The organism is Constrictibacter sp. MBR-5 (assembly GCF_040549485.1).
GTDB lineage: Bacteria > Pseudomonadota > Alphaproteobacteria > JAJUGE01 > JAJUGE01 > Constrictibacter.
The window spans coordinates 510,913-535,209 of record NZ_JBEPTK010000003.1 but is presented as its reverse complement, the minus strand read 5'-3'; the positions used below and the strand labels follow the sequence as shown (position 1 = coordinate 535,209).

The window sequence follows — 24,297 nt, the reverse complement described above, 5'->3', positions numbered from 1 at the left end:
CATGGCGAAGAGCGGCACAATTCACCTGATCAAGCTTGCGGTCGGCGTCGACGACGTGGCGCACCTCGTTCGCATTCAGGAGATGCGGCGCGCGGCCGCGCGCCAGGAGGGGCGCCCGCCGATCGCCCGCCACATCACTCGCAGCCGGCCGAAGCGTGCCGACGACGTGCTGGCCGGCGGCTGCATGTTCTGGGTGATCCGCGGTCTTCTCCAGGCACGACAGCGGATCGTCTCGCTCGAGGAAGTGGTGGGCGACGACGGCATCCCGCGTTGCGCGATAGGCCTCGACGACGAGCTCGTTCGGCTGGCGCCGCGCCCGTGCCGGCCGTTCCAGGGCTGGCGCTATCTCGATCCGGCGGAAGCGCCGCCGGACCTGCGCGAACAGTCCGCCAGCGAAGAGATGCCGCCCGAACTGCTCGCGGAACTGCGGGATCTGGGCCTGATCTGACCGCTTCGGGCCGTCAGAACTCGACGCCGAAGCGGTCGAGGAAGATCGAGAAGGCGAGGATCATGTCCACGGTCTCTCCGTCTGCCGCCAAGGGCAGGTAGACCCGCTCGATGTGCGTGAAGTCGTGGAGTTCCCAGAAAGCCGGCTTGCCCGATCGCCAGGACGCCAAGCCGGTCTCCACGACCTCCTCGAGATAGCGGGCGACGCCGTTCGACCCGAAATCCTGATGAACCTCGTCGAGATGGCGCCCGGTCGGATCCTCGCTGAAGGCGCGGGTGATCCGAGTACCCGCCAACCTGTAGCGGAACCGCAGGGCGCGAGAGCGCTCGACGTCGACGAGCCAGACGTTCGGAAGCAGCCGCGGGATGGTACGGGGATCCAGGTGCTGGCGGCCCGGCAACCTGTCCTGCTGCCCCATCGTCGCCCAATGCGCGACGATCGCGCGGACACGGGGGTGAAGATCCTGCGCGAGGATGATATCCGGGTGCCCGACGACCCCCTGCACACGTGGGGTATTTCTGACGGCCAGCTTCATATTCGGTCTCCGGAAGCCCGGATTATTATTCCCAGCGCCCCATAATGAGAAGAGCATACTAAGACACAACCATTAACAGACAGTATTCGTACACTGCGTGCCACAGGAATACTATCGATGAATTATGTAAAATTGGATCGTCACCAGCGGCTGGACCCGCGGCGTCCCTGCGGCACAGCGAACGCATCGCCGGCCGAGACGTTGATCGGGTGGGGCCGGAGACGGGCCATCCACAGCATCATTGCTCGAGGCGAATGACGATGACGAAGGACCATGCGGCGCGACGGCGCCACACACTGCCGACTCTCGGGCTCGCAGCGATATTGGCGCTAGGTGGCTGCGCAGGGGAAGGAACCGGCCTCGGCCTGCAACTGGTATCGCCGGACCAGGTCGCCGAACTCGGCCAGCAGAGCTGGCAGCAGATCAAGAGCTCGCAGCCCGCCTCGACCGACGCCGCCGCCAAGGCGCGTGTGGCGAGAGTGGCGGAACGGGTGCTTCGCGGCGCCGGGGAGGACCCGGCAACCTGGGAGGTCGTCACGTTCAAGAGCGAGCAGGCGAACGCCTTCGCTCTGCCCGGCAAGAAAATTGGCGTCTACGAGGGCATGCTCAACGTCGCCGAGACCGACGACCAGCTGGCGGCCGTCATCGGTCACGAGATCGCGCACGTCGAGAGGGCCCATGCGGTCGAGCGCGTGAACTCGGAGGCGGCGACCCAACTCGGCGCACAGGTCGTCGGCGGCGCCCTCCAGATGAGCGGCACCGGCGGAGGCGAACAGATCGCCGCTCTGCTCGGTGCGGGCGCGCAGTACGGACTGCTGCTCCCCTATGCGCGCAATCAGGAACTCGAAGCGGATCGCCTCGGTCTGATCACCATGGCACGCGCCGGATACGACCCGCGCGCGGCGATCGCGCTCTGGAAGAACATGGAGGCCGCCGGCGGCGCAGGGCAGCCGGAATTCATGTCGACGCATCCGAACCACGGCAACCGCATCGCGCAGCTGGAGCGGATGATGCCGGAGGCGGAGGCGGCCCGACGCCAAGCCGGCAGCTGAAACCGGACCTCCCGATCCGGCGCCCTTGCGCCGGTGGGTGCGGAAACGCATGTCTGGTCGGTGTCGCGGATACGGAAGGCGCGGATGCCCGGGTTGTTGTCCTCTTCGTTGCGGGCCTTCTGGCTCATCGCCGCAATCGGCATGACGGCCCCCGCCCATGCGGCGGCACCCCGCTACCTCGCCGAGACCTACGTGGCGAAGCAGAGCGATTCACTGGTGGACCTCGCGGTCGACCTCGATCTGGGCTTCCTCGAGCTGTTCGCGGCGAACGACGGGGTGGACCCGTGGCTGCCCGGCGAGGGCACCGAGGTCATCATCCCCAGCACGCACCTGGTGCCCGATGGTCCGCACAAGGGGATCATCGTCAACATCGGGGACCAGCGCCTCTATTACTTTCCCGGCAAGGGGCAGCCGATGGAGAGCTGGCCGATCGGCATCGGCCGGGAGGGTTTCGACATCCCGCTGCAGCAGTTCTCCATCACTGCGAAGCGAAAGCACCCCACCTGGGTCCCGACCGCGTCCATGCGGGCGGCGAAGCCGGAACTGCCGGCATCCGTCGGTCCGGGGCCAGACAACCCGCTCGGCGACTATGCGCTGAACCTCGGCTCCAGCCTCTATCGCATCCACGGGACGAACATGCCCTACGGCGTCGGCCGCCGCGTGAGCTCCGGATGCATCCGCATGTATCCGGCGGACATCGAGACGCTCTTCAACAAGGTGCCGGTCGGGACGCCGGTGCGGGTGGTGAACCAGCCGGCGAAGCTCGGCTGGATCGACGGCGATCTTTATCTCGAGGTCCATCCCGAAGGGGAACAACTCGACGAATTGGAGGTCAACTACACGTTCGAGCCGCAGCTGGCGCCAGAGTTCGAGGAACAGGTGGCCCGAGTCGCCGGCGATCAGGTCGAACGCGTCGACTGGTCTGTCGTCGTGCGGACCTGGGCGCACCGGACAGGCGTCCCGATGCGCATTACCCGTACCGCCGGAGAGGAGCTGATCGGCGAGGCGCCTCCGCCGCGCGTCGCCGCTTACCCTGACGCCCGCCCCGGCCTCGACCGCGCCGAGATGCCGCGGTCGCGGACATTGCCGACGGTGCCAGAGGGCCCGCGACAGACGCGGCCGGCATGGAGCGACATGTCGTCGGCGCGGCGAATCCCCGAACCCGCCGTGGCGCCGGCGGTACGTCCGGATGCGGGTGGAAGCAGCGAGCCGGCACGCGTGCCCGGCGCGGGCGTCTGGTAGGGGCCGCGGTCCCGTAGCGACGCGGGCGCGCGGCCGCGTCAGCCCCAGGTTTCGCGCGAACCCTGACGGCGAGCATTGACCGGCCGCACCGGTTCGGGAACGCCGAGCCGCGGCTCCAGCGCTGGTTTGCCGAAAAGCCAGCCCTGCGCGTACTCTACCCCGAGATCGGTCAGCATGCCGGCCTGGCTCTCCGTCTCGACCTGTTCGCCAACGGTGCGGATCTGCAGTTCGCGGCAGAGATTCGCCATCGCCTTCAGGAGAACGCGGTCGCGAGGTACCTCCAGCACCGAGCGGATGTACCGGCCGTCGAACTTCACCCAGTCGACGTGCAGGCCATGCAGGTACTGGAACGACGCGAAGCCGGCGCCGAAATCGTCGAGGCAGATCTCGTGTCCGAGTTCGCGCAGTTCCTGGAGCACGCGGTTCGTGCCCTCGATGTCGCTCAGTTCGCTCGACTCCGTGATTTCGAAGGCCAGGCGGTTGGCGTACCGGCTGTTCCGCCGAACGAGATCGAGCAGCGCAGAAACGAAGATGTCGTTCTGCAGCGACTGGGCGGAGAGGTTCACCGCGACCATCGCGCCGCCGGCCCCGTCTCCCCGCGAGAGCCACTGAATGACCGACTCGCAGATGGCGAGATCCATCTCGTGCACCAGGTGCATGCTCTCGGCGAACTTAATCATCTCGTACGGGCTCTTGTCGCCGTCGAAGCGGACGAGAACCTCGAAATGGTGCGGCTTGCGCGACCGCAGGTCGACGATCGGCTGGAAGCGCAGAGACATCTCGCGCTGGGCGACGGTCGACTTGAAGACGCGCACCTTGTTGAGGGTTTCGTCGATCATGCCGCGGACCGCGCCCGCCATGGACGTGATATCGAAGCTGTCGCTGCCTCCCCCGACGAACCGGTTGACCGTGTAGACGAGTGCCCGGGCGACCGCGGCGTCATCCGTCTCGTCCTGCGCATCCAAGGTGGCGTGACGTACCGCCAGCGGCGGGCTCTCGGGACTGGCCGCCTGCCCCAGGTTGGCAATCTGTTCTTCCAGGTCGGATGTGTCGAGCCGCGCGTCGTGGAGCAGGCCGTACTTGTCGGGCGAGAGCCGTGCGCTGGCGTCGCCGACCGCATGGCTGCGGAGAAAGGCGCCGACCTCGCGCAGGAACTGATCGGTGGGATCCTGCCCCGCCTGCGCCTGCATCTCCGCGAAGCCGACGAGGTCGATGAGCGTGACTTTCACCTCCTGACCGACCGCCTGCGCCATCTTGATGCTTTCAGCGGTCACACGCGCGAAGCTGTCACCGTCGAGCAGACCCGTTTCCGCATCGCGGCGGTTGGCCAGAGCCTCGGTCGCATGCATTGCCGAGGCGGCATTCAGCGTGAGATAGAGATCGTCAGGGCGGCCGGGGAGCCTGCAGCCGTTCAGGATGGCGCGGAGGGGGCGGCCGCCTTTGTGCGCCAGCTTCACCATCACCGGGCCGAAGCGCCCGCGCGCGGCGCCTGCGAGAACCAGTGACGTCACCATCGAGTGGTCGCCGACCGAGAATATTTCGACCACGGGTCTTCCGACCAGCGCCTGTGCGTCGACTCCCAGAAGCCTCTGCGCCGCTCCCGACGCGTAGGTTATGCGATTTCCCGCGCCGGTTTCGATCAACAGATCGGCCGCCGCGAAGGAGAAGGCGACGAAACGATCTCGCTGTTGTCTCAGGTTGCTGTTCACGCCCACGCCCCGGATGCCTGACGTAACAACCCTAGCGACGGCGGCTTAAGAACTCGCTAAATAGTCGGCATCATGCCCCTTGCGACGAACGCGAGACATCTGGATCCGGATGGCTGATCCGCAGGACATCCTCGACTTCTGGTTCGGTCCGGCCGGATCTCCGGCACACGGGCAGGACAACCGCGCCTGGTTCGTGCGGGACCCCGCCTTCGACTCCGCGATCCGAGCGGCCTTCGCGAACGACTACGAGGCGGCTGCGGCGGGACGACGCGACGCGTGGCTGGGCGAACCCGAACCGTGTCTGGCGCTCGTCCTGCTTCTGGACCAGTTTCCGAGAAACTTGTTCCGCGGTTCGCCGCGGGCCTATGCCACGGACGTCGCAGCACGGACCGCAGCGGACCATGCCCTGACGAGCGGCCATGACCGGATTCTGCCGCGCTTCACTCGAAAATTCCTCTATATGCCCTACATGCATAGCGAGTTGCTCGGGGATCAGCGCCGCAGCCTCGCGCTGTTCGAGGCGTTGGGAGAGGATGCACCATTGAACGCTGCGCGACGTCACCTGGAGATCGTCGCGCGTTTCGGACGTTTCCCACATCGCAATACGACACTGGGACGTGCGACCCGCCCCGAAGAAGCCACATTTCTGCTGGAACCAGACTCCTCCTTCTGACTGGACCGACCTGTCGACACAGGGCAGATTGACGCGCGCAAGACGGAAAAACGCCCCGATGGATCTGATCTCGATACAAGCCGCCTACCGCCGCTATGCGCGCGTCTACGACGCGACGTTCGGTACCGTATTCGCCGCGGGCCGCAAGCGGATCCTCAGGCAGCTGAACCGGCACGGCGGGCAGCGCATTCTGGAGGTCGGCGTGGGCACGGGCATCTCGCTGCCCGGGTACCGCCGCGACAACACCATCGTCGGCATCGACATCTCGAAGGACATGCTCGACATCGCGCGGCGGCGGATCGAACGGCGCAGCCTGACGAACGTCGAGTCGCTGAGCGAGATGGACGCCGAAAAGCTGGAGTTCCCGGACCACAGCTTCGACACCGTGGTGGCGATGTACGTCATGACGGTCGTCCCGCACCCCGACCGGGTCATGTCCGAGTTGCGCCGCGTGTGCAAGCCGGGCGGCGACATCTATCTCCTCAATCACGTTATGGACGACGACGACGGGCTGCTGCAGGCGACGGAGCGCCGGCTCGCGCGCTTCTCGGCGCGCATCGGCTGGCGGCCGGACGTGACGTTGGACTCCCTCGTGGAGGGGGCCGGGATCGAACTCGTCTCGGTCGACGTCGTGCCACCGTTCCGCCTCTTCCGGCTGATCCGATTCCGCAACGTCCCGGCAGCGATGCCCGCGGAATCCTACCGGATGGCGGCTTCCCAGATCGCCCAGCAGTCGGCGGTCCACAACCGCCCGAGCCTGGACGGCGCCCCGCGCTGAGTCAGGAGCCGGCCTCGGCGAGAGGCCGGCCGGCGGCCGGATCGGGCGCGGCGAAAGCGCCCGACCTCACTTTCGCTTCGTCGAACAGGCGCAGCCGCTTCAGAAGGTTGGGGCTGGCGTGGCCGAGCGCCGCCGGGTCGGCGGCGTACGGGATGTCTTCGAAGAAGTGGCAGGCCACCCTGTGTCCCGGTGCTGCGTCGCGCAGCAGGGGCTCTTCCTGCCGGCACCGATCCTGCGCATGGGGACATCGCGTGTGGAACCGGCAGCCGCGAGGCGGGTGCAGGGGGCTCGGCACGTCGCCCGTCAGGATCATGCGGGTCCCGGCGGCGCGCGGATCGGGTTTCGGGATGGCCGACAGCAGCGCCTGGGTATAGGGGTGCTGCGGCCGCGCGAAGAGCGACCGCTTGTCCGCCGTCTCGACCAGCTTGCCCAGATACATGACGGCGACGCGGTCGGCGATGTGCCGGACCACGGCGAGATCGTGGGCGATGAACAGGTAGGAGAGGCCGAATTTCTGCTGCAGGTCCTGCAGCAGGTTCACCACCTGCGCCTGGATCGAGACGTCGAGAGCCGAGACGGGCTCGTCGCAGACGATGAAGGCCGGGTCGACGGCCAGCGCCCGGGCGATGCCGATGCGCTGGCGCTGTCCGCCGGAAAACTGGTGCGGATAGCGGCGCGCATGCTCGGGCGCCAGTCCGACGACCGACAGCAGCTCCCGGACCCGGTCGCTGCGCTCCCGCCCCTGCGCCATCCGGTGGACGTCGAGCGGCTCGGCCAGGATGTCGCCGACCGTCATGCGCGGATTGAGCGAGGCGAACGGGTCCTGGAAGATGATCTGCAGGTGCCGGCGCATCCGGCGCATCGTCTCGCGGTCGACGTTCGCGATATCCGTCCCCTCATAGAGGATGCGGCCGCGCGTCGGCGTCAGCAGGCGCAAGATCAGCCGGCCGGTGGTCGACTTGCCGCAACCGGATTCCCCGACCAGCGCCACCGTCTCGCCGCGGTTGACGGTCAGCGAGACGTCGTCGACCGCCTGCACCGTGCCGACCGTGCGTTTGAAGACGATGCCGCGCTGGACCGGGAAATGCTTCGTCAGGCCCTCGACCTGGATCAGAGGCTCGGTCATTCCGCCGCCCTTCCCGATACGTGGGCCGCCATTTCCACCGGCGCATGCCAGCAGGCGGCGCTGTGCCCCGGCGCGATCTCGACCAGGGGCGGCGGCAATGCCCGGCACTGCGCGTCCGCGAACGGACAGCGCGGATGGAAGCGGCACCCGGCGGGCATCGCCTGCGGGCTCGGCACCGCGCCTTCGATCGTCGACAGCCGCCGCCGCTCCTCGCCCAGGCGCGGGATCGAGCCGAGCAGCCCGATCGTGTAGGGATGCTGCGGATCGTCGAACAGCATGCCGACCGGCGCGCTCTCGACGATCTTGCCCGCATACATCACCACGACCCTGTCCGCGATCTCGGCGATGACGCCCAGGTCGTGGGTGATGATCAGCACCGACGTCCCCGTGCGGGCCTGGAGGTCGCGGAGCAGGTCCAGGATCTGCGCCTGGATCGTGACGTCGAGCGCGGTCGTCGGCTCGTCGGCGATCAGCAGGGTCGGATCGCACGCCAGCGCCATGGCGATCATCACGCGCTGGCGCATGCCGCCCGACATGTGGTGCGGATAGTCGTCGAGGCGCGACGCCGCGGACGGGATCCGGACGAGGTCGAGCATCTCGATCGCGCGGGCGCGCACCCGCGCGGCATCCCAGTCGAAGTGGGCGCGGACGATCTCGCCGATCTGCCGGCCGACCGTGTGGACCGGGTTCAGCGACGTCATCGGCTCCTGGAAGATCATCGACATCCGCCGGCCGCGATAGCGGCGCAGCGCGTCCTCGGAGAGGCCGACCAGGTCGCGGCCCTCGAACAGGATCTGCCCGTCCGCGATCCGCCCGGGTGGATCCGGGACGAGGCCCATGATCGAGAGCGAGGTGACGCTCTTGCCGCAGCCCGATTCGCCGACGAGCCCCACCGTCTCGCCGCGATGGACCGCGAAGCTCACCCCGTCGACGGCCGCGACGCGGCCGCGGTCGGTGTCGAAGACCGTCCGCAGTCCGCGCACGTCGAGCACCGGTCCGCCGTCGCCATCCTGGCCCATCGCCTCACTCCCGCTCGGCAAGATGCTCTTCGGACCGCTTCCGGCGCCTCATTTCGACCAGTCGAGCGTCTTGTAGGCGAGCGAAGTGTAGAAGGCGTGCGCCTTCACGTTCTTCAGCTTGCTGCTCGCGACCAGGGCGAGGCCTTCGTGCGCCAGCGGCACCCAGAGCGCGTTGCCCTGGACGATCTTCTGCACCTCGGCCAGCGCCTTGTTCTTCTCCTCCTCGGTCTTCGCGGCGAGGGCCGCCTCCAGCAGGCGATCGGTTTCCGGATCCTTCCAGTTCATGCGGTTGGGCGTCGGGATGTTGCCCGAGTGGAAGTAGAGGCGCAGCGCGTCCGCGGCGCTCGAATAGGGAAAGGCGATCGACCAGATGTCATAGTCCTGCTGGGCGAGCTTGGAGAAGACGATCGTGCCGTCCCACATCTGCAGCTTCAGGTCGACACCGATCTTGCGCCAGAAGCCCTGGACCGCCTCGGTCACCTTGGGAGAGCGGCCGGCGGCGAAACCGTAGAGCTGCAGCTCCAGCTTCTTGCCGTCTTTATAGCGGAAGCCGTCGTCGCCCATCTTCCATCCCGCCTCGTCGAGGAGCCGCTCCGACGCGGTCGGGTCGTACTTGCCGAGGGTCTGCGGCGCCTCGGCCGAATAGCCCGAGGCGTTCGGATGGACGAAGCTCGAGGCCGGCTCGGCGTTGCCGAAATAAATCCCCTTCACGATCTGCTCGCGGTCGATCGCCTGGCTCAGCGCGAGCCGCACGCGTTTGTCCGCGATGTTCTCCCGGGTGATCTTGAAGCCAAGATAGAACAGCCGCTGATTGGCGACCGGGCGATAGATCTTGACGGTGGGTGCCTTCGCGATCGTCGGCAGCGACTGGTCGGGCATGGAGAAGCTGTAGTCGACCTGGCCGCTGAGCATGGCGGCCACCCGCGCCGACTCCTCCGGCACGATCTTCATCACCAGCTTCTCGAACTTCACCGGCCCCGGATTCTCGTAGATGGGGGGCCCCCACTTGTAGGCGTCGTGGCGCTTCATCGTCATCTGGCTGCGCGGCTGCCAGTCTTCCCAGCAATAGGGGCCGGTGCCGTCGAAGCCCTTGACGCCGAAGTCCTTGCCCAGGCTCTCGACGTTCTCCTTGTTGATGATCGTCCCCTGGAAATTCGACAGCTGCAGCGGGAGCTCGTTGAACGGCTCCTCCAGCTCGTATTCCACGGTGTAGGGACCGGTCGCCCGGACGTCCTTGACCTTGCCCATCCGCCAGTAGAAGGGCGACTTCGTCTCGGGCGAGGTCACGCGCTTGAACGAATAGACGACGTCCTCCGCCGTCATCTTCTTGCCGCTGCAAAAGCTGACGTCGTCGCGCAGCTGGAACGTATAGAGCTTGCCGTCGTCGCTGACCGTCCACGACTTCGCCAGGTGCGGCTTTATGGTCTTCAGGTCGAAATCGATGGTCGTCAGCGTGTCGCCCAGCAGGAACAGCACGTCCGCCGTGGTGCCGGAGGAGGTCCGATGCGGATCGTAGTGGGGCGCATCGAGGTTCATCATGTAGTTGAGGGTCTGGGCGGCGGCGCCGCCGCCAGCCCCGATCGAGACGGCTGCAGCGGCGGCCAGTAGGATCCTCGTGCGCATGTGTCCTCCCTGTTCTTCGATTGTCGTTGTCGATCACTGCCCCGCCGTCAGTGCTGCAGCCGGGGATCGAGCGCGTCGCGCAGCGCGTCGCCGACGAGGTTCGCCGCCAGGACGATGACGAAGATGACGAGGCTGGGAATCGTCGCCACGTGCGGCGCCAGGAACAGGAAGTCGCGCCCCTGCGCCGCCATCATGCCGAGTTCCGCCGTCGGCGGCTGCGCCCCGAGGCCGAGGAAGCTCAGCGCCGACCCGATCAGGATGATCTGGCCGAAGCGCAACGTGAGGAAGACGAAGATCGTCGAGATGCAGTTCAGCGTGAGGTAGCGCCAGATCAGCACGCGGTCGCGCACCCCGACCGCCTGTCCGGCCGTCATGAATTCCTGCCCCATCACCCCGACCGCGGCGCTGCGCGCCACTCGTGCGACGTCGGGAATGGTGGCGATCACCAGCGCGATGATCACCGCGCGCAGTCCCGGCCCCGATATCGCCGCCACCGCCAGCCCGATCAGGATCGCCGGGAAGGCCAGCAGGATGTCGACCAGCCGCATCAGCACGCCTTCCAGCCGGCTATAGAAGGCGGCGCAGATGCCCATCACGCCGCCGATCAGGCCGCCGCCGACGACGCCGATCAGGCCCATGAGCAGCGTGTTGCGCGCGCCGTAGAGGCAGCGGCTGAGGATATCGCGGCCGGTCGGATCGGTGCCGAACCAGTGCTCGGCCCCCGGCTCCACCATGACCTTCGACAGGTCCGTGTAGTAGGGGTCGTAGGGCGCGATCCACGGCGCGAACACCGCGGCCAGCGTGAACCCCGCCAGCAGCAGCGCCGCCACCGCCGCGATCGGGTCGGCGGCGAGGCGGCGCAGGATGCCGGCACGGCCCGGAAGGGCGACGGGTTCCCCGGCGTCCATCTCCGCACCGGGCGTACCCACGGGCCCACCGGCAGGCACCGACTGAGATATCGTCATGCGCGCTGCACCCGCGGGTCGATGTAGACGTAGAGCACGTCGACGATCAGGTTGATCACCAGGAACGACAAAGCGAGGATCATGATCGCGCCCTGCGCCACCGGGAAATCGCTGGAAATGATCGCGCCGACGGCGAGGCGCCCGACCCCCGGCCAGGAGAACATCGTCTCGGTGACCACCGTGCCGCCGAGCAGGTAGGCCGCCTGGAGCCCGACCAGCGTCACGACGGGGATGAGGGCGTTGCGCAGGGCGTGGTTCACGATCACCGACCGCTCGGCGATGCCCTTGGCGCGCGCCGTCCTGACGAAGTCCGCGCCGAGAACCTCGAGCACCGCCGTCCGGGTGATGCGGGCGACGGGCCCGACCAGGACGCTCGCCAGCGTGAGCGCCGGCAGCGTCAGCCCCTTCAGGCCCTCCCAGGTCCAGAAGGGTGCGGTGCGCCCGGTGAAGGGCAGCAGTCCCCACTTGAAGCCCACCCACTGGATGAGCAGCAACCCGACGAAGAAGATCGGCAGCGACACGCCGGCGACGGAGATCGCCATGATCACCCGGTCGGCCGGCCGGCCGCGGCGCACCGCCGCCAGCGTCCCCAGCAGGATCCCGACCGGCACGGCGACGACCATCGAGGCGACCATCAGTTCGACGGTCGGGCCGATCGTGCTGCCGAGTTCCTCCAGGACCTCGCGGTTGCTGATGATCGACCGGCCGAGATCGCCCTGCGCCACCCGCACGACATAGTCCGCGAACTGCACCAGCAGCGGCCGGTCCAGCCCCAGTTCGTCGCGGATGGCGGCGATCGTCGCGGCGTTGGCGTCGGGTCCGGCGATGACCGCCGCGGGGTCGGTCGGCACCACCTGCAGCAGCAGGAAGCACGCGAAGAGAACCCCGATCAGGGCGGGAAGGGAAACGAGCAGGCGGCGCAGAATGTAGCGCCCCATCAGCGTCTCGCCGCTGCGGTGCGAACGTGACACGCCATCCCTTTGTCGAACGCGGCAGCGTCCGGCATGGCATCTGTCCTCCCGATGTCCTCGCCACGGCCGGGTGGCGACGGACCGGACCGGGGTCTAGCGCCCCGCTGCAACCGGTCTGGACAAAAGGATCACCGCTGCAGCCGCAGCGTGTCAACCGTTTCGAAGGGGATTAGAAGTGACTGGTTCGCCTGCGGCAGATACCGGCCGCAGCGCCGCCTCAGTCGCCGTCGCCGGCTATCGCTGCCACGAAGCGGCCGAGGTCGAAGGTCTTGGCGCAGGAGCAGTCGACGGATGCCGCGTTCTCGATAGGATGCGGATGCCCTCGCGCCGGCACGAAAGCGGCGGCCTCGCCGTCGAACGCCAGCAGTTCGCCGGCACCGATGTCGAAGTACCAGGCATGCAGCGCCAAGCTGCCCTTCTCGACCCGCTCCCGGATCCAGGGAAAGGTCGTGAGATTGCGCACCGAACAGAGCAACGACGCCTTTTCCAGGGTCGGCAGCCGCTGATCGTCGGGAAGGTCCGCGGCCATGACCGCGTCGCGCGCCTCCGCCATCAATTCGACCCAGTCCGAAATGAACTCCAGCCGGACCGCGTCCGGCTCCGCCAGAGCCCGCATGCCGCCGCACATGCCGTGCCCCAAGACGACGATGTGTTCGACCCCGAGCCCGCGCACCGCGAACTCGATGGCGGAACTGGTGCCGTGATGGCGGCCGTCGGGGGAATAAGGCGGGACGATCGCCGCGACGTTGCGGACGATGAACAGTTCGCCCGGCTGGGCGCGCGTCAGGATCGCCGGATCCGCGCGGCTGTCCGAACAGCCGATGAGCAGCACCTTGGGCTGCTGCCCCAGGCGCAGCGTTTCGAAAAGGGCGGTGCTTCGCTCGAAATATTCGCGGCGGAAGTCTTCGAAGCCGTCGACCAGGCTCTGGAGGGGGTTCGTCATGGGGCTGGAAGATAGCCCAATGCGGGGTCCTGCCAAGGCCAATATCCGCGCCCTTCACGGTGGCGGACGGTCGTCGTCCTCGTCGTACAGGATCCGCTCGGCGGCGCCGTCGAGATCGTCGAACTGGCCCGACCGCAGCGACCAGAGAAAGGCGATCAGACCCAGCCCGCCCAGGAAGAGCGCGACCGGTATGAGGTAGATCATGCCGCTCATGCCGTCCCCTCCTGGCAGCGTCCGGCCCGGGACAACCGTAGCGCGTTGCCGACCACGAGCAGCGAGGAGGCAGACATGCAGATCGCCGCGATCAGGGGCGTGACCACACCGGCAACGGCGAGCGGTACGGCAAGAAGGTTGTAGCCGAGCGCCAGTCCGAAATTCTGCCGGACCAGGCCGTCGGCCCGCCGGGCGACCTCCAGCAGTTCGATGACCGGGGCCAGCCGCGCTCCCTGGAAGATCGCATCCGCTGCCGTGCGGCTGACGTCGACCGCCGACGCCGGCGACAGCGAGACGGTGGCCGCAGCCAGGGCCGGCGCATCGTTCAGGCCGTCGCCGACCATCAGCACCTTGCGACCCTCCGCGGCCAGGGCCTGCAGCCTCGCCACCTTGTCCGCCGGCGTCGCGGCGGCCGTCCAATCCGCGATGCCGAGGGCACCGGCGACGGCGGCGACGGTCGGCCGCCGGTCGCCGGAAAGGAGTTCCACGCGCAACCCGCGGTCCCGCAACCCGGCAATCACCCCCGCCGCATCCGGACGGAGTTCGTCCTCGAAGCCGAACCGGACGGGAGCCCCCCCAGGCCGCACCAGCCACATCTCGGCGCCGACCTGTTCGTCGAGGCCATCGACGCCGCACCAGCGCCGGCTGCCGAGCCGCGTTTCGCCCGACTCATCATCCAGCAGAAGGCCACAGCCCGGAACCTCGCGCACACCGTCCGGCGGCACTGTGCCCGGAACGCTCGCGGCGAGCGCCCGGGCCAGGGGATGGCGGCTCGCGGCCGCCATCGAGGCGGCGAACGCCATCGTTTCCCGATCGACGGCAGGGTCCGCCGACAGGCGCGGGCGCCCGAGCGTCAAGGTTCCCGTCTTATCGAAGACGACGGTGTCGACGCCGGCGAGCCGTTCGAGGGCGGTGGCCGACTTGAGGAGAATGCCGCGCCGCATCAGCCGGCCGCTGGCGAGAACCTGCACGGCCGGAACGGCCAGACCCAGCGCGCAGGGACAGGTGACGATCAGCACCGCCACCGCGATCATCAGCGCCGGCTGCCAAGCCATGCCGCCGACGAACACCCAGCCGAGAAACGCGGCGAGCGCGACCCCATGAACGACCGGCGCATAGAGGCGTGCGACGCGGTCTGCGATGCCGACGAAGCGCGCGCGGCGCTGCTCCGCGACCTCCATGAGGCGCACGATCTCCGCGAGCAACGTCGCTTCGCCGACGGCGCCCACCTCGACACGGAGCACGGCGCCGACATTGATCGTTCCGGCGAAGACGCCCGTACCTGGGCCGGCGGCCGAAGGGACTGTCTCGCCGGTGATGAGGCTGGTGTCGACCTCGGACTGGCCCGCGATCACCCGGCCGTCGGCCGGGATACGCTCGCCCGATGCGATCAGGACGACCATGCCCGGATGCAGTTCGTCCGGCGGCACGGCCCGCGTACGGCCATCCGCATCGAGCACCGTCACCGCCGTTCCGTCGAGCGCCACCAGCCGCTCCGCCGCCGAGCGCGCCCGGCCCCGGGCAACGCTGTCGAGAAACCGGCCGATCAGCAGGAAGAAGAGCAGCGTGATGGCGGAATCGAAGTAGGTGTGCGGCCCGCCCCGCATGGTCTCCCACAGGCTCATGCCGGCGGCCAGAAGAACACCGAGGGAAATCGGCACGTCCATATTCGTCCGGCCGTGCCGGAGCGCGCCGAGGGCGGAGCGGAAAAACGGCCTTCCCGCCCAGGCGATCGCGGGGAGGGCGACGAGCGCCGAGAACCAGTGCAGGAGCGCCCGCGTCTCGGGGCCCATGTCCTGGAAGTGACCTGCCCACACGCCGACCGAGAGGAGCATCACGTTGGCGGCGGCGAAACCCGCCACCGCCATGGCCCGCAGCAGCTCCGTTTCCCGCTGCCGCTCCGCGCGCCCCAGCTTCTGTGGATCGTAGGGCAGCGGGGTGAACCCCAGCGCGGCCACTGCCCCGACGAGCTCGCCTGCCCGCCCGGCACCACCCCACCACTTCAGAACCAGCCGCTTGGTCGTGAGGTTGACTCGGGCATGCACCACGTCCGGCAGCGCCTGGAGTGTTCGCTCGATCCGGCGAACGCAACCACCGCAGTGCACGCCCTCGACCATCAAGTAGAGGACCGACAGTCCGTCCTTTTCCGAGCGAACGTAGGCGGTGCAGTCCGCGTACGGCGCGACCAGTGGCTCTCCGGTGCGCGCAGCAGGGTCGACGAGGATATCGGCAGCGAGTGCGCTCATCGTCCTGCCACGATCCGCTGATTGAACTGGAAGCTGTCGGCGCCCCGGCGGGCGACCGTACGGATGTCCCACAAGCCCGCCAGCGGCACGTCGGCGGCGGCCGCGTAACGGCCGCTGCCCTGTTCCGCCAGATCGGCCGTGAAATCGTGACCTTCGGCCGTCGGCCTTACGAAAGCGGCCCGCACCGTCGCGGCGGTCACCGGCTCGCCGCGGCGGTCGGTCAGCGTGACGGTGATCCGTCCCGCCTCCACTGCCGCGACGCCCTGCCACCCGAGCGCACTCTCCCGGCGTTCGGCATCGAGCGTTCGGTTGTAGGCGAGCCCCTTCCGGTAGGCGTCCTGAGTCTCAAGGCCGGTCCAACTGCTCATCGCAAACGTCACCATGACGGCGTTCGCGGCGAAGACGACCGCGAAACTGCCGACGAAGGCCCACGGGATCCAGCGGCCCCGCATCGGCATGCTCGTCGTGCTCATGGCTTCGGCCCCCTGAAAACCGTTTCGTGAACCGCGGTCTCGCTGCCGCCCGCTTCCGCGACCCGGAACGTGATCGGAACGACCTCCTCGGAAACCGCGGAGCGCGGCACCCGGACGAAGACCTGATGCGTGGCCACGCTGTCCGCGTCGGCCGTCAGGACCGGACGATCCTCCCCGGCGGCGCCGGCCACCGTCACGGCCGCCCCGGCGAGCCCGTCGACGGCCAGAGAGAAAGTGCGCGCGGATCGGCTCATGTTGAGGATCTTCACCGTATAGCCGTTGCGGATGTCGCCGTTCGCGAGCGTCACAAACAATGGGCTGCGGTCATGCAGGATGTTGAGGCCCAGGCTGGACCGGGTCGTGAGCCCCCAGAGCATGAACACGCCGACGATCGCCAGAAGCGTCGCGTAGATGGCGGTGCGGGGTCGGACTAAGCGGTACTCGGTCGGCCTGCCGGCCGCCCGGTTCAGCCGGTTGCGCTCGGTGTCGTAGCCGATCAACCCGCGCGGCTTGCCGATCTTGTCCATGACGGCGTCGCAGGCGTCGATGCACAGCGCGCAACCGATGCACTCCAGTTGAATGCCGTTGCGGATGTCGATACCGGTGGGGCAGACGGCCACGCACTGGTTGCACGCCACGCAGTCGCCCAGCGGCTGTCCGTCCTGGACCGCGCCCTTGCGCAGCTTGCCGCGCGGTTCGCCGCGGTGACGCTGATACGTGACGACCAGCGTGTCTTCGTCGAACATCGCCGCCTGGAACCGCGGCCATGGGCACATGTAGGTGCAGACCTGCTCGCGCGCCCAGCCGGCGAGCAGGTAGGTCGTCCCCGTGAAGAGCGCGACGAAGCCATAGACGGTCAGCGAGGCCTCACCGGTGAAGATCTCCCGCACCACCGTCGGCGCATCGTTGAAGTACATGATCCACGCACCGCCGGTGACCGCGGCGATGACCAGCCAGATCGCGTGCTTGGTGATCCGCTTGCGCGCCTTCCGCCAGCCGAACGGCTCCGCATCCAGCTTGATGCGTGCGTTGCGGTCGCCCTCGATCCGCCGCTCCACCCATAGAAAGAGGTCGGTCCAGACCGTCTGCGGGCAGGCGTAGCCGCACCAGACGCGACCGGCGAGGCTCGTCACTAGGAACAGGCCGAGGGCGGCCAGCACGAGCAGGCCGGTGAAGTAGTAGACCTCCTGCGGCCAGAGTTCGATGAAGAAGAACCAAGTGCGCCGATTGGCCATGTCTATCAGCACGGCCTGGTCCGGGGCGTTGGGTCCGCGATCCCATCGCACCCATGGCAGGATGTAGTAGATGCCGAGGAGCACGCCGAGCGCCGCCCACTTCAAGGTGCGGAAGCGGCCGCGGACGTCCTTTGGATGTACCTTGACGCGATCCGCATAGAGCGGCTCCACGGGCTGCTCTTCGCGTGGGACGGCATCGTCGACGATGACGGTCTGATTCATGGCGCTCTGTCCTGGCTGACGTCGAAGCTAGGACCGGGCGAAGAACCGCGCTCTGATCTAGATCAATCTGCGGCAGACGGGTGCGGCCGGTGGCGACCCACCCGCAACCTAAGATTAAGACTCACGGATGCATCATGCCGCGGATCGACGCGTGAACGAGGCGGACAAAGCGAATGCAGATCGGCGAGATCCTGATCGCGGCGGGGGCGGTGACTGCGGAGGATGTCCAGGCGGCACTGCGCCGGCAGCAGTCGGCCGGCGGCCTCCTGGGTGACAACCTCGTCGCGCTGGGTCTCCTCACGCCGGAGCGGCTCGAGGGCATCCTGAAGGAGATGCCGCAGCCGCCCCGCACCCTCGCCGAGACGGGAATTGCCGAAGCCGAACTGCTGAACCTGATGCTGAAGGTTATGTACACCCGCAGCCTCGACACGCCGTCCAGAATTGCGGACGGACTGATGCTGCCGGCCCGCCTGGTGGGCGTGCTGATGGCCGATGCCGAGAGGCGCCAGCTCGTCGAATCGATGGGGATGCTGGAGGGACCCGTGCTGTCGGAGGTGCGCTACGCGCTCAGTCAGGCGGGCCGCCGCCGCGCGCTCGAAGCGCTGGAGGCGAACCAGTATACTGGCCCGGCGCCGGTGTCGCTCTCGGACTACCATGCGCGCGTGCTGCGCCAGCGCATCACCAACGAGCGCATCGGGCGCGCCCGGGTGGACGAGGCGTTCGCCGACCTCACCATCCCCGGCGACTTCGTCGACCGCCTCGGCCCCGCGATCAACTCCGGGCGGGCGTTGCTGCTCTACGGTCCGGCCGGAAACGGCAAGACATCCATCGCCGAGCGCATCGGCGGCATCTTCGGCGACATCGTGTACGTCCCCTACGCCATCGAGATCGAAGGCCAGTATGTGAAGGTCTTCGATCCCGACCTGCACGAGGTGGCCGCGACCCAGCCGAAGCCGGAGCGGATCGAGGCTATCCGCAGGCGCGACGTCGACCGCCGCTGGGTACCCTGCAAGCGACCGATCGTCATCACCGGCGGCGAGCTCTCATTGGAAATGCTGGACCTGCAATGGAACCCGCAGGCCCGCTTCTATGAGGCGCCGCTGCACATGAAGGCGATCGGCGGCACCTTCATCATCGACGATTTCGGACGCCAGCTCGTCAGCCCCGAGCGTCTGCTGAACCGCTGGATCGTGCCGATGCAGAGTCGCTTCGACTATCTGAAGCTGCACACCGGCAAGAGCTTTTCCGTGCCGTTCGACGAACTGCTGATCTTCTCGACCAATATGGCGCCGCAGGACCTGATGGATCCGGCGTTCCTGCGCCGCATCCCGTACAAGCTGGAGACGCCGGCGCCGACGATGGAGGTCTATCACGACATCTTCACGTCGGTGGCCGAAGCTTCGGGCCTGCCGTTCGACGAGGACATCTTCCGCTACATCGTCGACCGCCTGACCAACGTCGAGAACCAGCACCTCGCCTGCTACCAGCCGAAGTTCATCGTGGACCAGGTCATCGCCGCCTGCAAATACGAGGGCGTGCCGCCGATGCTGACCCGCTCGCGCGTCAGCATCGCCCTGGACAATCTCTACGTTCGCGCGAAGGCACCGGCCCCCGGCCATCACAGCCCCTTCTCCCTGGCGCGCGCCGGCTGACGCAGGTGACGGCGAGGTCACGCGAAGCGCTTCGCGCGGAATTCGGATCATTCAATCTCGAACGGGCGAGGTTCATCACCTCGTTCGACGCCGCGATCAAGTAATAGGAAAGCCCGCTCCGGCACCGTTACAGGCATAGACCGGCGATAAGCAGCGGCGCAGATATTTGAGCGGCCCGAGACATGGGTGACAGATCGTACCGGACACATGGGTAACACCTCCCGCCAGGCATGCCTGTCGGGAGGTGTCGATGCCATGGAAGGAGTGTTCGGTAATGGAAGAACGCCTGCGGTTCGTGGCCCGACTGCTGGATGGCGAGGCCATGACGACGGTCTGCCGGGAGTTCGGCATCTCCCGCAAGACCGGCTACAAGATCTTCGAGCGCTACAAGGACAGCGGTCTGGAGGCTCTCACCGACCGATCGCGGCGGCCGGTGCGTTATGCCAACCAGCTGCCCGGAGCGATCGAGACCCTGATCGTCGGGCTGAAGCGTGAGAAGCCGCATTGGGGTGCCCGCAAGATCCGCGAGCTGCTGGTGCGGCGCCTCGACGGCGATATCCGCATTCCCGCCAGGAGCACGATCCACGCCGTCCTGCATCGTCACGGCCTGGTCAAGATCCCCGTACGGCTGCGCCATCGAGCCACGGGAACAAGCCTCTCGACAGGCGCGGCGCCGAACGACCTCTGGTGCGCCGACTTCTAGGGCGAGTTCAAGCTCGGCAACGGGCGCTATTGTTACCCGCTGACCGTCACAGACCACGCCTCGCGCTATCTCCTGCTCTGCGAAGCCCTCGAATCGACCCGGGAAGACCCGGTCATCACAGCGTTCGACCGGCTCTTCCGCGACCGTGGGCTGCCGCACGCCATCCGCTCGGACAACGGCGTTCCCTTCGCCAGCCCCAACGGGCTCTTCAATCTCTCCAGGCTCGCGGTCTGGTGGCTTCGCCTCGGGATCGGGATCGAGCGCATCAAGCCTGGACACCCGCAGCAGAACGGTCGCCACGAGCGCATGCACCTGACGCTCAAGACGGAAACGACCCGACCCCCTGGCGGCAACAGCCTCCAGCAGCAGGGCCGCTTCGACGACTTCGTCCGCGAGTTCAATGCCGAGCGGCCACACGAGGCGCTCGGCATGAAATGCCCGGCCGAGGTCTATTCGTCATCCGTCAGGACCTATGACGGCCTGCCCGAACTCACCTATCCGCTGCATGATCGCGACGTGCTCGTCACCGCATGCGGCCGCATCTGCATGCATCGCAAGCGCGTCAACATCTCGACCGTTCTCGCCGGTCAGAAGCTCGGGATCAAAGAGGTCGACGACGGAATTTGGATCGTCAGCTTCATGCGCTACGATCTCGGCTTCATCGACTTGGAACAGAAAACCCTGCAGCCACTCGACAACCCGTTCGGCACAGGGCTGTCACCCATGTCTTAGGTACGCTCCGTTACCTATGTGTCCGGGCCGGACAATGCCGGCGCTGGCTGGGGCGCCAGGATCCCCATGGCGAGGCAGCAAAACGCTAAGCTATTGGCGTTTATTGCTTTTCAATCGGTCACTGCTACACACTGCGGCACCACATGCCAGCCACACACGAGGCCGCAGGGAATGTGCCTATCAACGAATGTCCTACGCCGAAACGGCACTTACACCGTCCGTCTGCGGGTTCCGCGCGACCTGATCGAGCGTCTTGGAAAACGTGCCATCTGGCGATCTTTGCGGACCTCAGACCCAGCCGAGTGTAGGTTGCGAGCGCCGCGCGTGATCGCTGAGCTTCAACAGTTCTTCTCTGACGAGCGGGAAGCGATGCTATGCGCGAAGGCGACGGGCGAGCCGGCGGTCCCCGGTCGCGCACCAACGGCAGCCGACATTCTTGGCGCAGCACGCACGCTCTATGAGCGCGAGCTTCGCCTTGACCATCAAACCCGCCTCACCTTCCCGACCAGACAGGAGTTTGAGGCGGAAGGTCGTCGCGTCATGGCGGAGATGGAAAGCGGCGAGACGGCACCGGACGACATCGGCAGGGTCGCCGACGTGCTCGCGATGCGTGACGCTGCAGAGATGGATCGCACGCGGCGCGAAGCTCTCGTCGCCGAGTTGCGCAAGCATGCAGCCGTTGGCGAAACGACGCTGATCGAATGGGCTGCCGACGAAGCAATAGAGCGAGCGGGCTGGACGATTGAGAAGGGCAGCGGCACCTATCGGGAGCTATGCCACCGGCTCACACTGGCATGGCTAGAAGCTCTCACGCGCGCCCAAGAGCGCGATCACGGGCGCTTCGACGACACCCCCAGCGATCCGGCGCTAGCTGCCGCAGCCGCCCCGGAGCAGCCACAAGAAACCATCGGCGCGGTTGCCGCTGAGTTCATGCAAGCCCGCCCGGATATGTCGGCGGAGTATGACATTGCCCACAACGCAGCGATGCGCTGGTTCCTCGATTTCGTCGGGCGCGACACACCGGTAAAGAGCATCGGAAAGCGCGAAGTGCGAGCATGGGTTGTGGCGCTGCGAAAATTCCCCTCGCGCGGCAGCCTATTGAAGGAGAACGAGGGCGCGACGTTCCAAGAGATTGTCGCCCGCAACGAGGTTCAGCAACGGCCGGTAATCGCCCCTCGCACCGTGAATAAAAACCTCTCAATCATTGCGGGCTTCATGGATTGGATGGTGAACAACGATTACATAGAGTCCAACCCGACCGAGGGGCAGCGTCTGCCGAAGGGCAAGCCGAAGAACCCGCGCGACACATTCACGGTTGCCCAGCTTCAGACTCTATTCAACTCCCCCCTCTATACCGGCTGCCTGTCCGCAGCCCGCAAGCCCGATATGGCGAAGCCCGGCAACGTGCGCGTCGGCGGCTATGCCTATTGGGTGCCACTGCTAGGCGTCTGGACGGGTGCGCGGAGCAGCGAGCTACTGAACCTTCGTGTCGGCGATATTCAGCAGATTGATGGCGTCTGGTGCTTCCGCATTCACGGCACCAAGACTGATGCAGCCGAGCGCATCGTTCCCGTTCATCCCGAGCTAGAGAAGCTCGGTTTCATGGCCTTCGTCGCCAAGATGAAGGCAGACGGTCATGAACAGCTTTTCCCAGATGCAAAGGGCGACTCTCTGGACCGGTTGGGCAGCAGATACAGCAAAGAGTTCAGCGACTATATCGAGCGCGTCGGCATCAAGTCCGACACGAGTCTCGTCTTCCACTCACTGCGACACACTTTCGTTGATGAACTAAGACGCCGCGGCTATGCAGACACCGTTATAGCAGTATTCGTTGGACATGAAGGCGGAAGCGTCACGGCTGGATATGGGAAGCTTCCGCAATTCAGCCCGGCGCAGAGATTAGAAATAATACGCGACGTCAAACATGACGGTCTACGCCTGGAACATCTATACGGCCCGAATAAGCTGTAGGATTTTAGACAGCATACTGCTATAATATCTGGGAACGGCAGGGAGTGGTGTGGCGCGCAACTTGCGTAACGCCCTCCCTTTTTCTTTGCGACCTTCCAGATGAGGCAGTCTTGTCGTGAGTGCGAAAGCCGAAAAGGTGAAGTTGGACCGCTGGCGTCACGGCGCGGCCGGCTTCTTCGCGTGGCTGGACGACGTGAAGCCGATGGTGCCGAGCGCACGCGGCGGATATGAACCATTCGTCCCCGGCGCTCGCGAGCGCGTCGAAATCGAGAAAGCGCTTGATGGCGGCTATAACACCGCCGTCTTCTGTTGGCCGCGTCGGCACGGCAAGACGCTCGTTTCGGCGCTGATAATCATCTGGCGCTTCATGACGCGCCGCACGGAGAACGTCGCGGTCGTCGCGAATAGCGAAAAGCAGATCGTCGACACGGCGTTCCGCCTGATCCGCACCATCATCGAGCAGACACCCGCCATCAAAGCGATAGTCGAAGCCGGCGCGATCAAGGTCGGCCTCGATAAGATCGAATACGCTGCCGCCGGCTCGCTGATCCAGGCGTTCAGCGCCAGCCCCAACGCGCTTTGGGGAAAGAAGCTGACGGTTGCGCAGATATCCGAGCTTCACGCCACGAACAACGAGGCGGTGCTAGAAGCGCTCGCCGGCTCGTTGCTCGATAGCTTCGGGTCCTTGCTCCTGATCGACTCCACGGTAGGGCCGCGAAGCTCGCCGCTGTTCGGCCTCTACCAGACGGCGCAGAACGGCGACGACCCGAGACTCTTCTTCTCGCATATCCAGTATGACGACCTCGAAGACGCGTGCGCGCGCTCGCCGCACTGGATACGGCCGGAAGAGCTTCGCAGCCTCGCCAAGAAGATGCTGCCGCAGCGCTTCGGCAGCTACCACCTGAACCGCTGGCAGGACGGCAGCGCATCGCTGTTCCCAGCCGACATACTGAAACAGTGCGTCGATACCTACCCCATCGACGTGAAGGCTATCACCGCTGGCGGTGCCTACGTGGTCGGCGGTGGCCTTGACCGCGCGTTCGGCGGCTCGCGCCATGGCGACGCTACGATAGCGACCGCGGTGCTCAAGACGGTCATCGATGAAGACGAGCACTTCTATGTGCTGGCGAGCGAGAAGGTCCTTTTCTCGCGGCTGTCGGGCATCAAGAACGCCTTGACGAGCTTCCACCGCAATTACGAAATGAGCCGTCTGACAGTCGAAGCATACAACGCGCAAGACGTTGGCGATTGGGCGGCGGGACAGCCATATCATTCGGAAACAATCCATCCGACACGGCAGGTTCAGAACTACGCCTTCACCACGCTCTACACGGCAGCGGCGGAGGGTCGCCTTCACATTCACCCGGACCTTCAACGGCTCTTGTCTGAGATGGGCACGTTTGAAGTTCACCACGATAATACGGGCGTGGGGCAAGCCGGACTCCCCGCGTTCCGACACGCGAAGGGTTGCCGCGACGATGCCGTCTATAGTTTGGCGTGGGCGGTGCACTCGCTTCGCGAGGTAGAGCTAAGCCCGTATGAAATGACGGGCATCCACTGTTTCACGACAGCACCCGTCGCAAATCTATGCGTATTGAATGGGGGCTCCATTCTACCGCCGTGCGCCGAATCTTGTCGCTCCGCTCACACCGCGCACAAGCTGCACGCGGCTTACCTTGATCGCAAGCCCATTGCCCCTATGAGCTTTGACGAATTTTTCGCGACCAAGATCAAAAACACCGGAGCGCACACGATTTCACGTTGAT

The 24,297-nt window shown here is 66.5% G+C and carries 21 protein-coding genes and 1 pseudogene; 10 read left to right on the top strand and 12 right to left on the bottom strand.

The annotated features are described in order from the left end of the window. Nucleotide 1 precedes the first annotated feature (1 nt). Nucleotides 2–448, top strand: coding sequence for a DUF1489 family protein (locus ABIE65_RS09520; RefSeq protein WP_354077313.1), 447 nt, complete (start codon nucleotides 2–4; stop codon nucleotides 446–448). A gap of 13 nt (nucleotides 449–461) precedes the next feature. On the opposite strand, the gene ABIE65_RS09515 is transcribed toward ABIE65_RS09520, so the two are convergent. Then, nucleotides 462–983, bottom strand: a complete 522-nt coding sequence (locus ABIE65_RS09515) for a PAS domain-containing protein (RefSeq protein ID WP_354077312.1) — start codon at nucleotides 981–983, stop codon at nucleotides 462–464. Between the two features lie 260 nt (nucleotides 984–1,243). On the opposite strand from ABIE65_RS09515, the gene ABIE65_RS09510 reads away from it, so the two are divergent. Together ABIE65_RS09510 and ABIE65_RS09505 are read left to right on the top strand one after the other, a co-directional pair. After that, the gene (locus tag ABIE65_RS09510) at nucleotides 1,244–2,035 is read left to right on the top strand and encodes a M48 family metallopeptidase (protein ID WP_354077311.1); all 792 of its coding nucleotides are present in this window, start codon (nucleotides 1,244–1,246) and stop codon (nucleotides 2,033–2,035) included. 84 nt (nucleotides 2,036–2,119) lie between these two features. Next, complete coding sequence (locus ABIE65_RS09505) at nucleotides 2,120–3,277, top strand: L,D-transpeptidase family protein (RefSeq protein ID WP_354077309.1); 1,158 nt, start codon at nucleotides 2,120–2,122, stop codon at nucleotides 3,275–3,277. Nucleotides 3,278–3,315: 38 nt separating this feature from the next. On the opposite strand, the gene ABIE65_RS09500 is transcribed toward ABIE65_RS09505, so the two are convergent. Continuing rightward, nucleotides 3,316–4,986, bottom strand: a complete 1,671-nt coding sequence (locus ABIE65_RS09500; RefSeq protein ID WP_354077308.1) for an EAL domain-containing protein — start codon at nucleotides 4,984–4,986, stop codon at nucleotides 3,316–3,318. A gap of 109 nt (nucleotides 4,987–5,095) precedes the next feature. Here ABIE65_RS09500 and ABIE65_RS09495 point away from each other — a divergent pair, with 109 nt between their 5' ends. Both ABIE65_RS09495 and ABIE65_RS09490 read left to right on the top strand, forming a co-directional pair. After that, nucleotides 5,096–5,659 (top strand): DUF924 family protein, encoded by a 564-nt coding sequence (locus tag ABIE65_RS09495; RefSeq protein ID WP_354077306.1) that lies wholly within the window; start codon nucleotides 5,096–5,098, stop codon nucleotides 5,657–5,659. Between the two features lie 58 nt (nucleotides 5,660–5,717). Beyond that, a complete protein-coding gene (locus tag ABIE65_RS09490; RefSeq protein WP_354077305.1) occupies nucleotides 5,718–6,437 on the top strand; it encodes a class I SAM-dependent methyltransferase in 720 nt (239 codons plus the stop codon). 1 nt (nucleotide 6,438) lies between these two features. Here the strand turns inward: ABIE65_RS09490 and ABIE65_RS09485 are convergent, their stop codons facing one another. From ABIE65_RS09485 to ccoG, 10 genes are all read right to left on the bottom strand, one after another. Next, the gene (locus ABIE65_RS09485) at nucleotides 6,439–7,563 is read right to left on the bottom strand and encodes an ABC transporter ATP-binding protein (RefSeq protein ID WP_354077304.1); all 1,125 of its coding nucleotides are present in this window, start codon (nucleotides 7,561–7,563) and stop codon (nucleotides 6,439–6,441) included. After that, on the bottom strand, nucleotides 7,560–8,582 hold the full coding sequence (locus tag ABIE65_RS09480; protein ID WP_354077303.1) for an ABC transporter ATP-binding protein: 1,023 nt from the start codon (nucleotides 8,580–8,582) through the stop codon (nucleotides 7,560–7,562). Before ABIE65_RS09480 ends, ABIE65_RS09485 begins: the two co-directional genes overlap by 4 nt. Before the next feature lie 48 nt (nucleotides 8,583–8,630). Continuing rightward, a complete protein-coding gene (locus ABIE65_RS09475) occupies nucleotides 8,631–10,205 on the bottom strand; it encodes an ABC transporter substrate-binding protein (RefSeq protein ID WP_354077302.1) in 1,575 nt (524 codons plus the stop codon). 47 nt (nucleotides 10,206–10,252) lie between these two features. Continuing rightward, on the bottom strand, nucleotides 10,253–11,170 hold the full coding sequence (locus ABIE65_RS09470) for an ABC transporter permease (protein ID WP_354077301.1): 918 nt from the start codon (nucleotides 11,168–11,170) through the stop codon (nucleotides 10,253–10,255). Further along, the gene (locus ABIE65_RS09465) at nucleotides 11,167–12,141 is read right to left on the bottom strand and encodes an ABC transporter permease (RefSeq protein ID WP_354077300.1); all 975 of its coding nucleotides are present in this window, start codon (nucleotides 12,139–12,141) and stop codon (nucleotides 11,167–11,169) included. The genes ABIE65_RS09470 and ABIE65_RS09465 overlap by 4 nt, the downstream gene beginning before the upstream one ends. A gap of 217 nt (nucleotides 12,142–12,358) precedes the next feature. After that, nucleotides 12,359–13,084, bottom strand: coding sequence for a carbonic anhydrase (locus tag ABIE65_RS09460; RefSeq protein WP_354077299.1), 726 nt, complete (start codon nucleotides 13,082–13,084; stop codon nucleotides 12,359–12,361). A 54-nt stretch (nucleotides 13,085–13,138) separates the two neighbouring features. After that, entirely contained in the window at nucleotides 13,139–13,297 is a 159-nt protein-coding gene (ccoS, locus tag ABIE65_RS09455) for a cbb3-type cytochrome oxidase assembly protein CcoS (protein ID WP_354077298.1), read from the bottom strand. Beyond that, nucleotides 13,294–15,543, bottom strand: a complete 2,250-nt coding sequence (locus ABIE65_RS09450) for a heavy metal translocating P-type ATPase (protein ID WP_354077297.1) — start codon at nucleotides 15,541–15,543, stop codon at nucleotides 13,294–13,296. The genes ccoS and ABIE65_RS09450 overlap by 4 nt, the downstream gene beginning before the upstream one ends. Continuing rightward, nucleotides 15,540–16,016 (bottom strand): FixH family protein, encoded by a 477-nt coding sequence (locus ABIE65_RS09445; RefSeq protein WP_354077295.1) that lies wholly within the window; start codon nucleotides 16,014–16,016, stop codon nucleotides 15,540–15,542. Before ABIE65_RS09445 ends, ABIE65_RS09450 begins: the two co-directional genes overlap by 4 nt. Next, the gene (ccoG, locus tag ABIE65_RS09440; RefSeq protein ID WP_354077294.1) at nucleotides 16,013–17,473 is read right to left on the bottom strand and encodes a cytochrome c oxidase accessory protein CcoG; all 1,461 of its coding nucleotides are present in this window, start codon (nucleotides 17,471–17,473) and stop codon (nucleotides 16,013–16,015) included. Before ccoG ends, ABIE65_RS09445 begins: the two co-directional genes overlap by 4 nt. A 173-nt stretch (nucleotides 17,474–17,646) precedes the next feature. On the opposite strand from ccoG, the gene ABIE65_RS09435 reads away from it, so the two are divergent. The 5 genes and pseudogenes from ABIE65_RS09435 (at nucleotide 17,647) to ABIE65_RS09415 (ending at nucleotide 24,296) form a co-directional block, all read left to right on the top strand. Next, on the top strand, nucleotides 17,647–19,125 hold the full coding sequence (locus ABIE65_RS09435; protein ID WP_354077293.1) for a DUF8689 domain-containing protein: 1,479 nt from the start codon (nucleotides 17,647–17,649) through the stop codon (nucleotides 19,123–19,125). 274 nt (nucleotides 19,126–19,399) lie between these two features. Further along, a complete protein-coding gene (locus ABIE65_RS09430) occupies nucleotides 19,400–19,828 on the top strand; it encodes a helix-turn-helix domain-containing protein (protein WP_354077292.1) in 429 nt (142 codons plus the stop codon). Nucleotides 19,829–19,852: 24 nt separating this feature from the next. Then, nucleotides 19,853–20,560, top strand: a pseudogene (locus ABIE65_RS09425) (integrase core domain-containing protein); the annotation flags it as partial. A gap of 66 nt (nucleotides 20,561–20,626) precedes the next feature. Then, complete coding sequence (locus tag ABIE65_RS09420) at nucleotides 20,627–22,531, top strand: DUF6538 domain-containing protein (RefSeq protein WP_354077291.1); 1,905 nt, start codon at nucleotides 20,627–20,629, stop codon at nucleotides 22,529–22,531. A 115-nt stretch (nucleotides 22,532–22,646) separates the two neighbouring features. Next, nucleotides 22,647–24,296, top strand: coding sequence for a terminase large subunit domain-containing protein (locus tag ABIE65_RS09415; RefSeq protein ID WP_354077290.1), 1,650 nt, complete (start codon nucleotides 22,647–22,649; stop codon nucleotides 24,294–24,296). Nucleotide 24,297 lies beyond the last annotated feature (1 nt).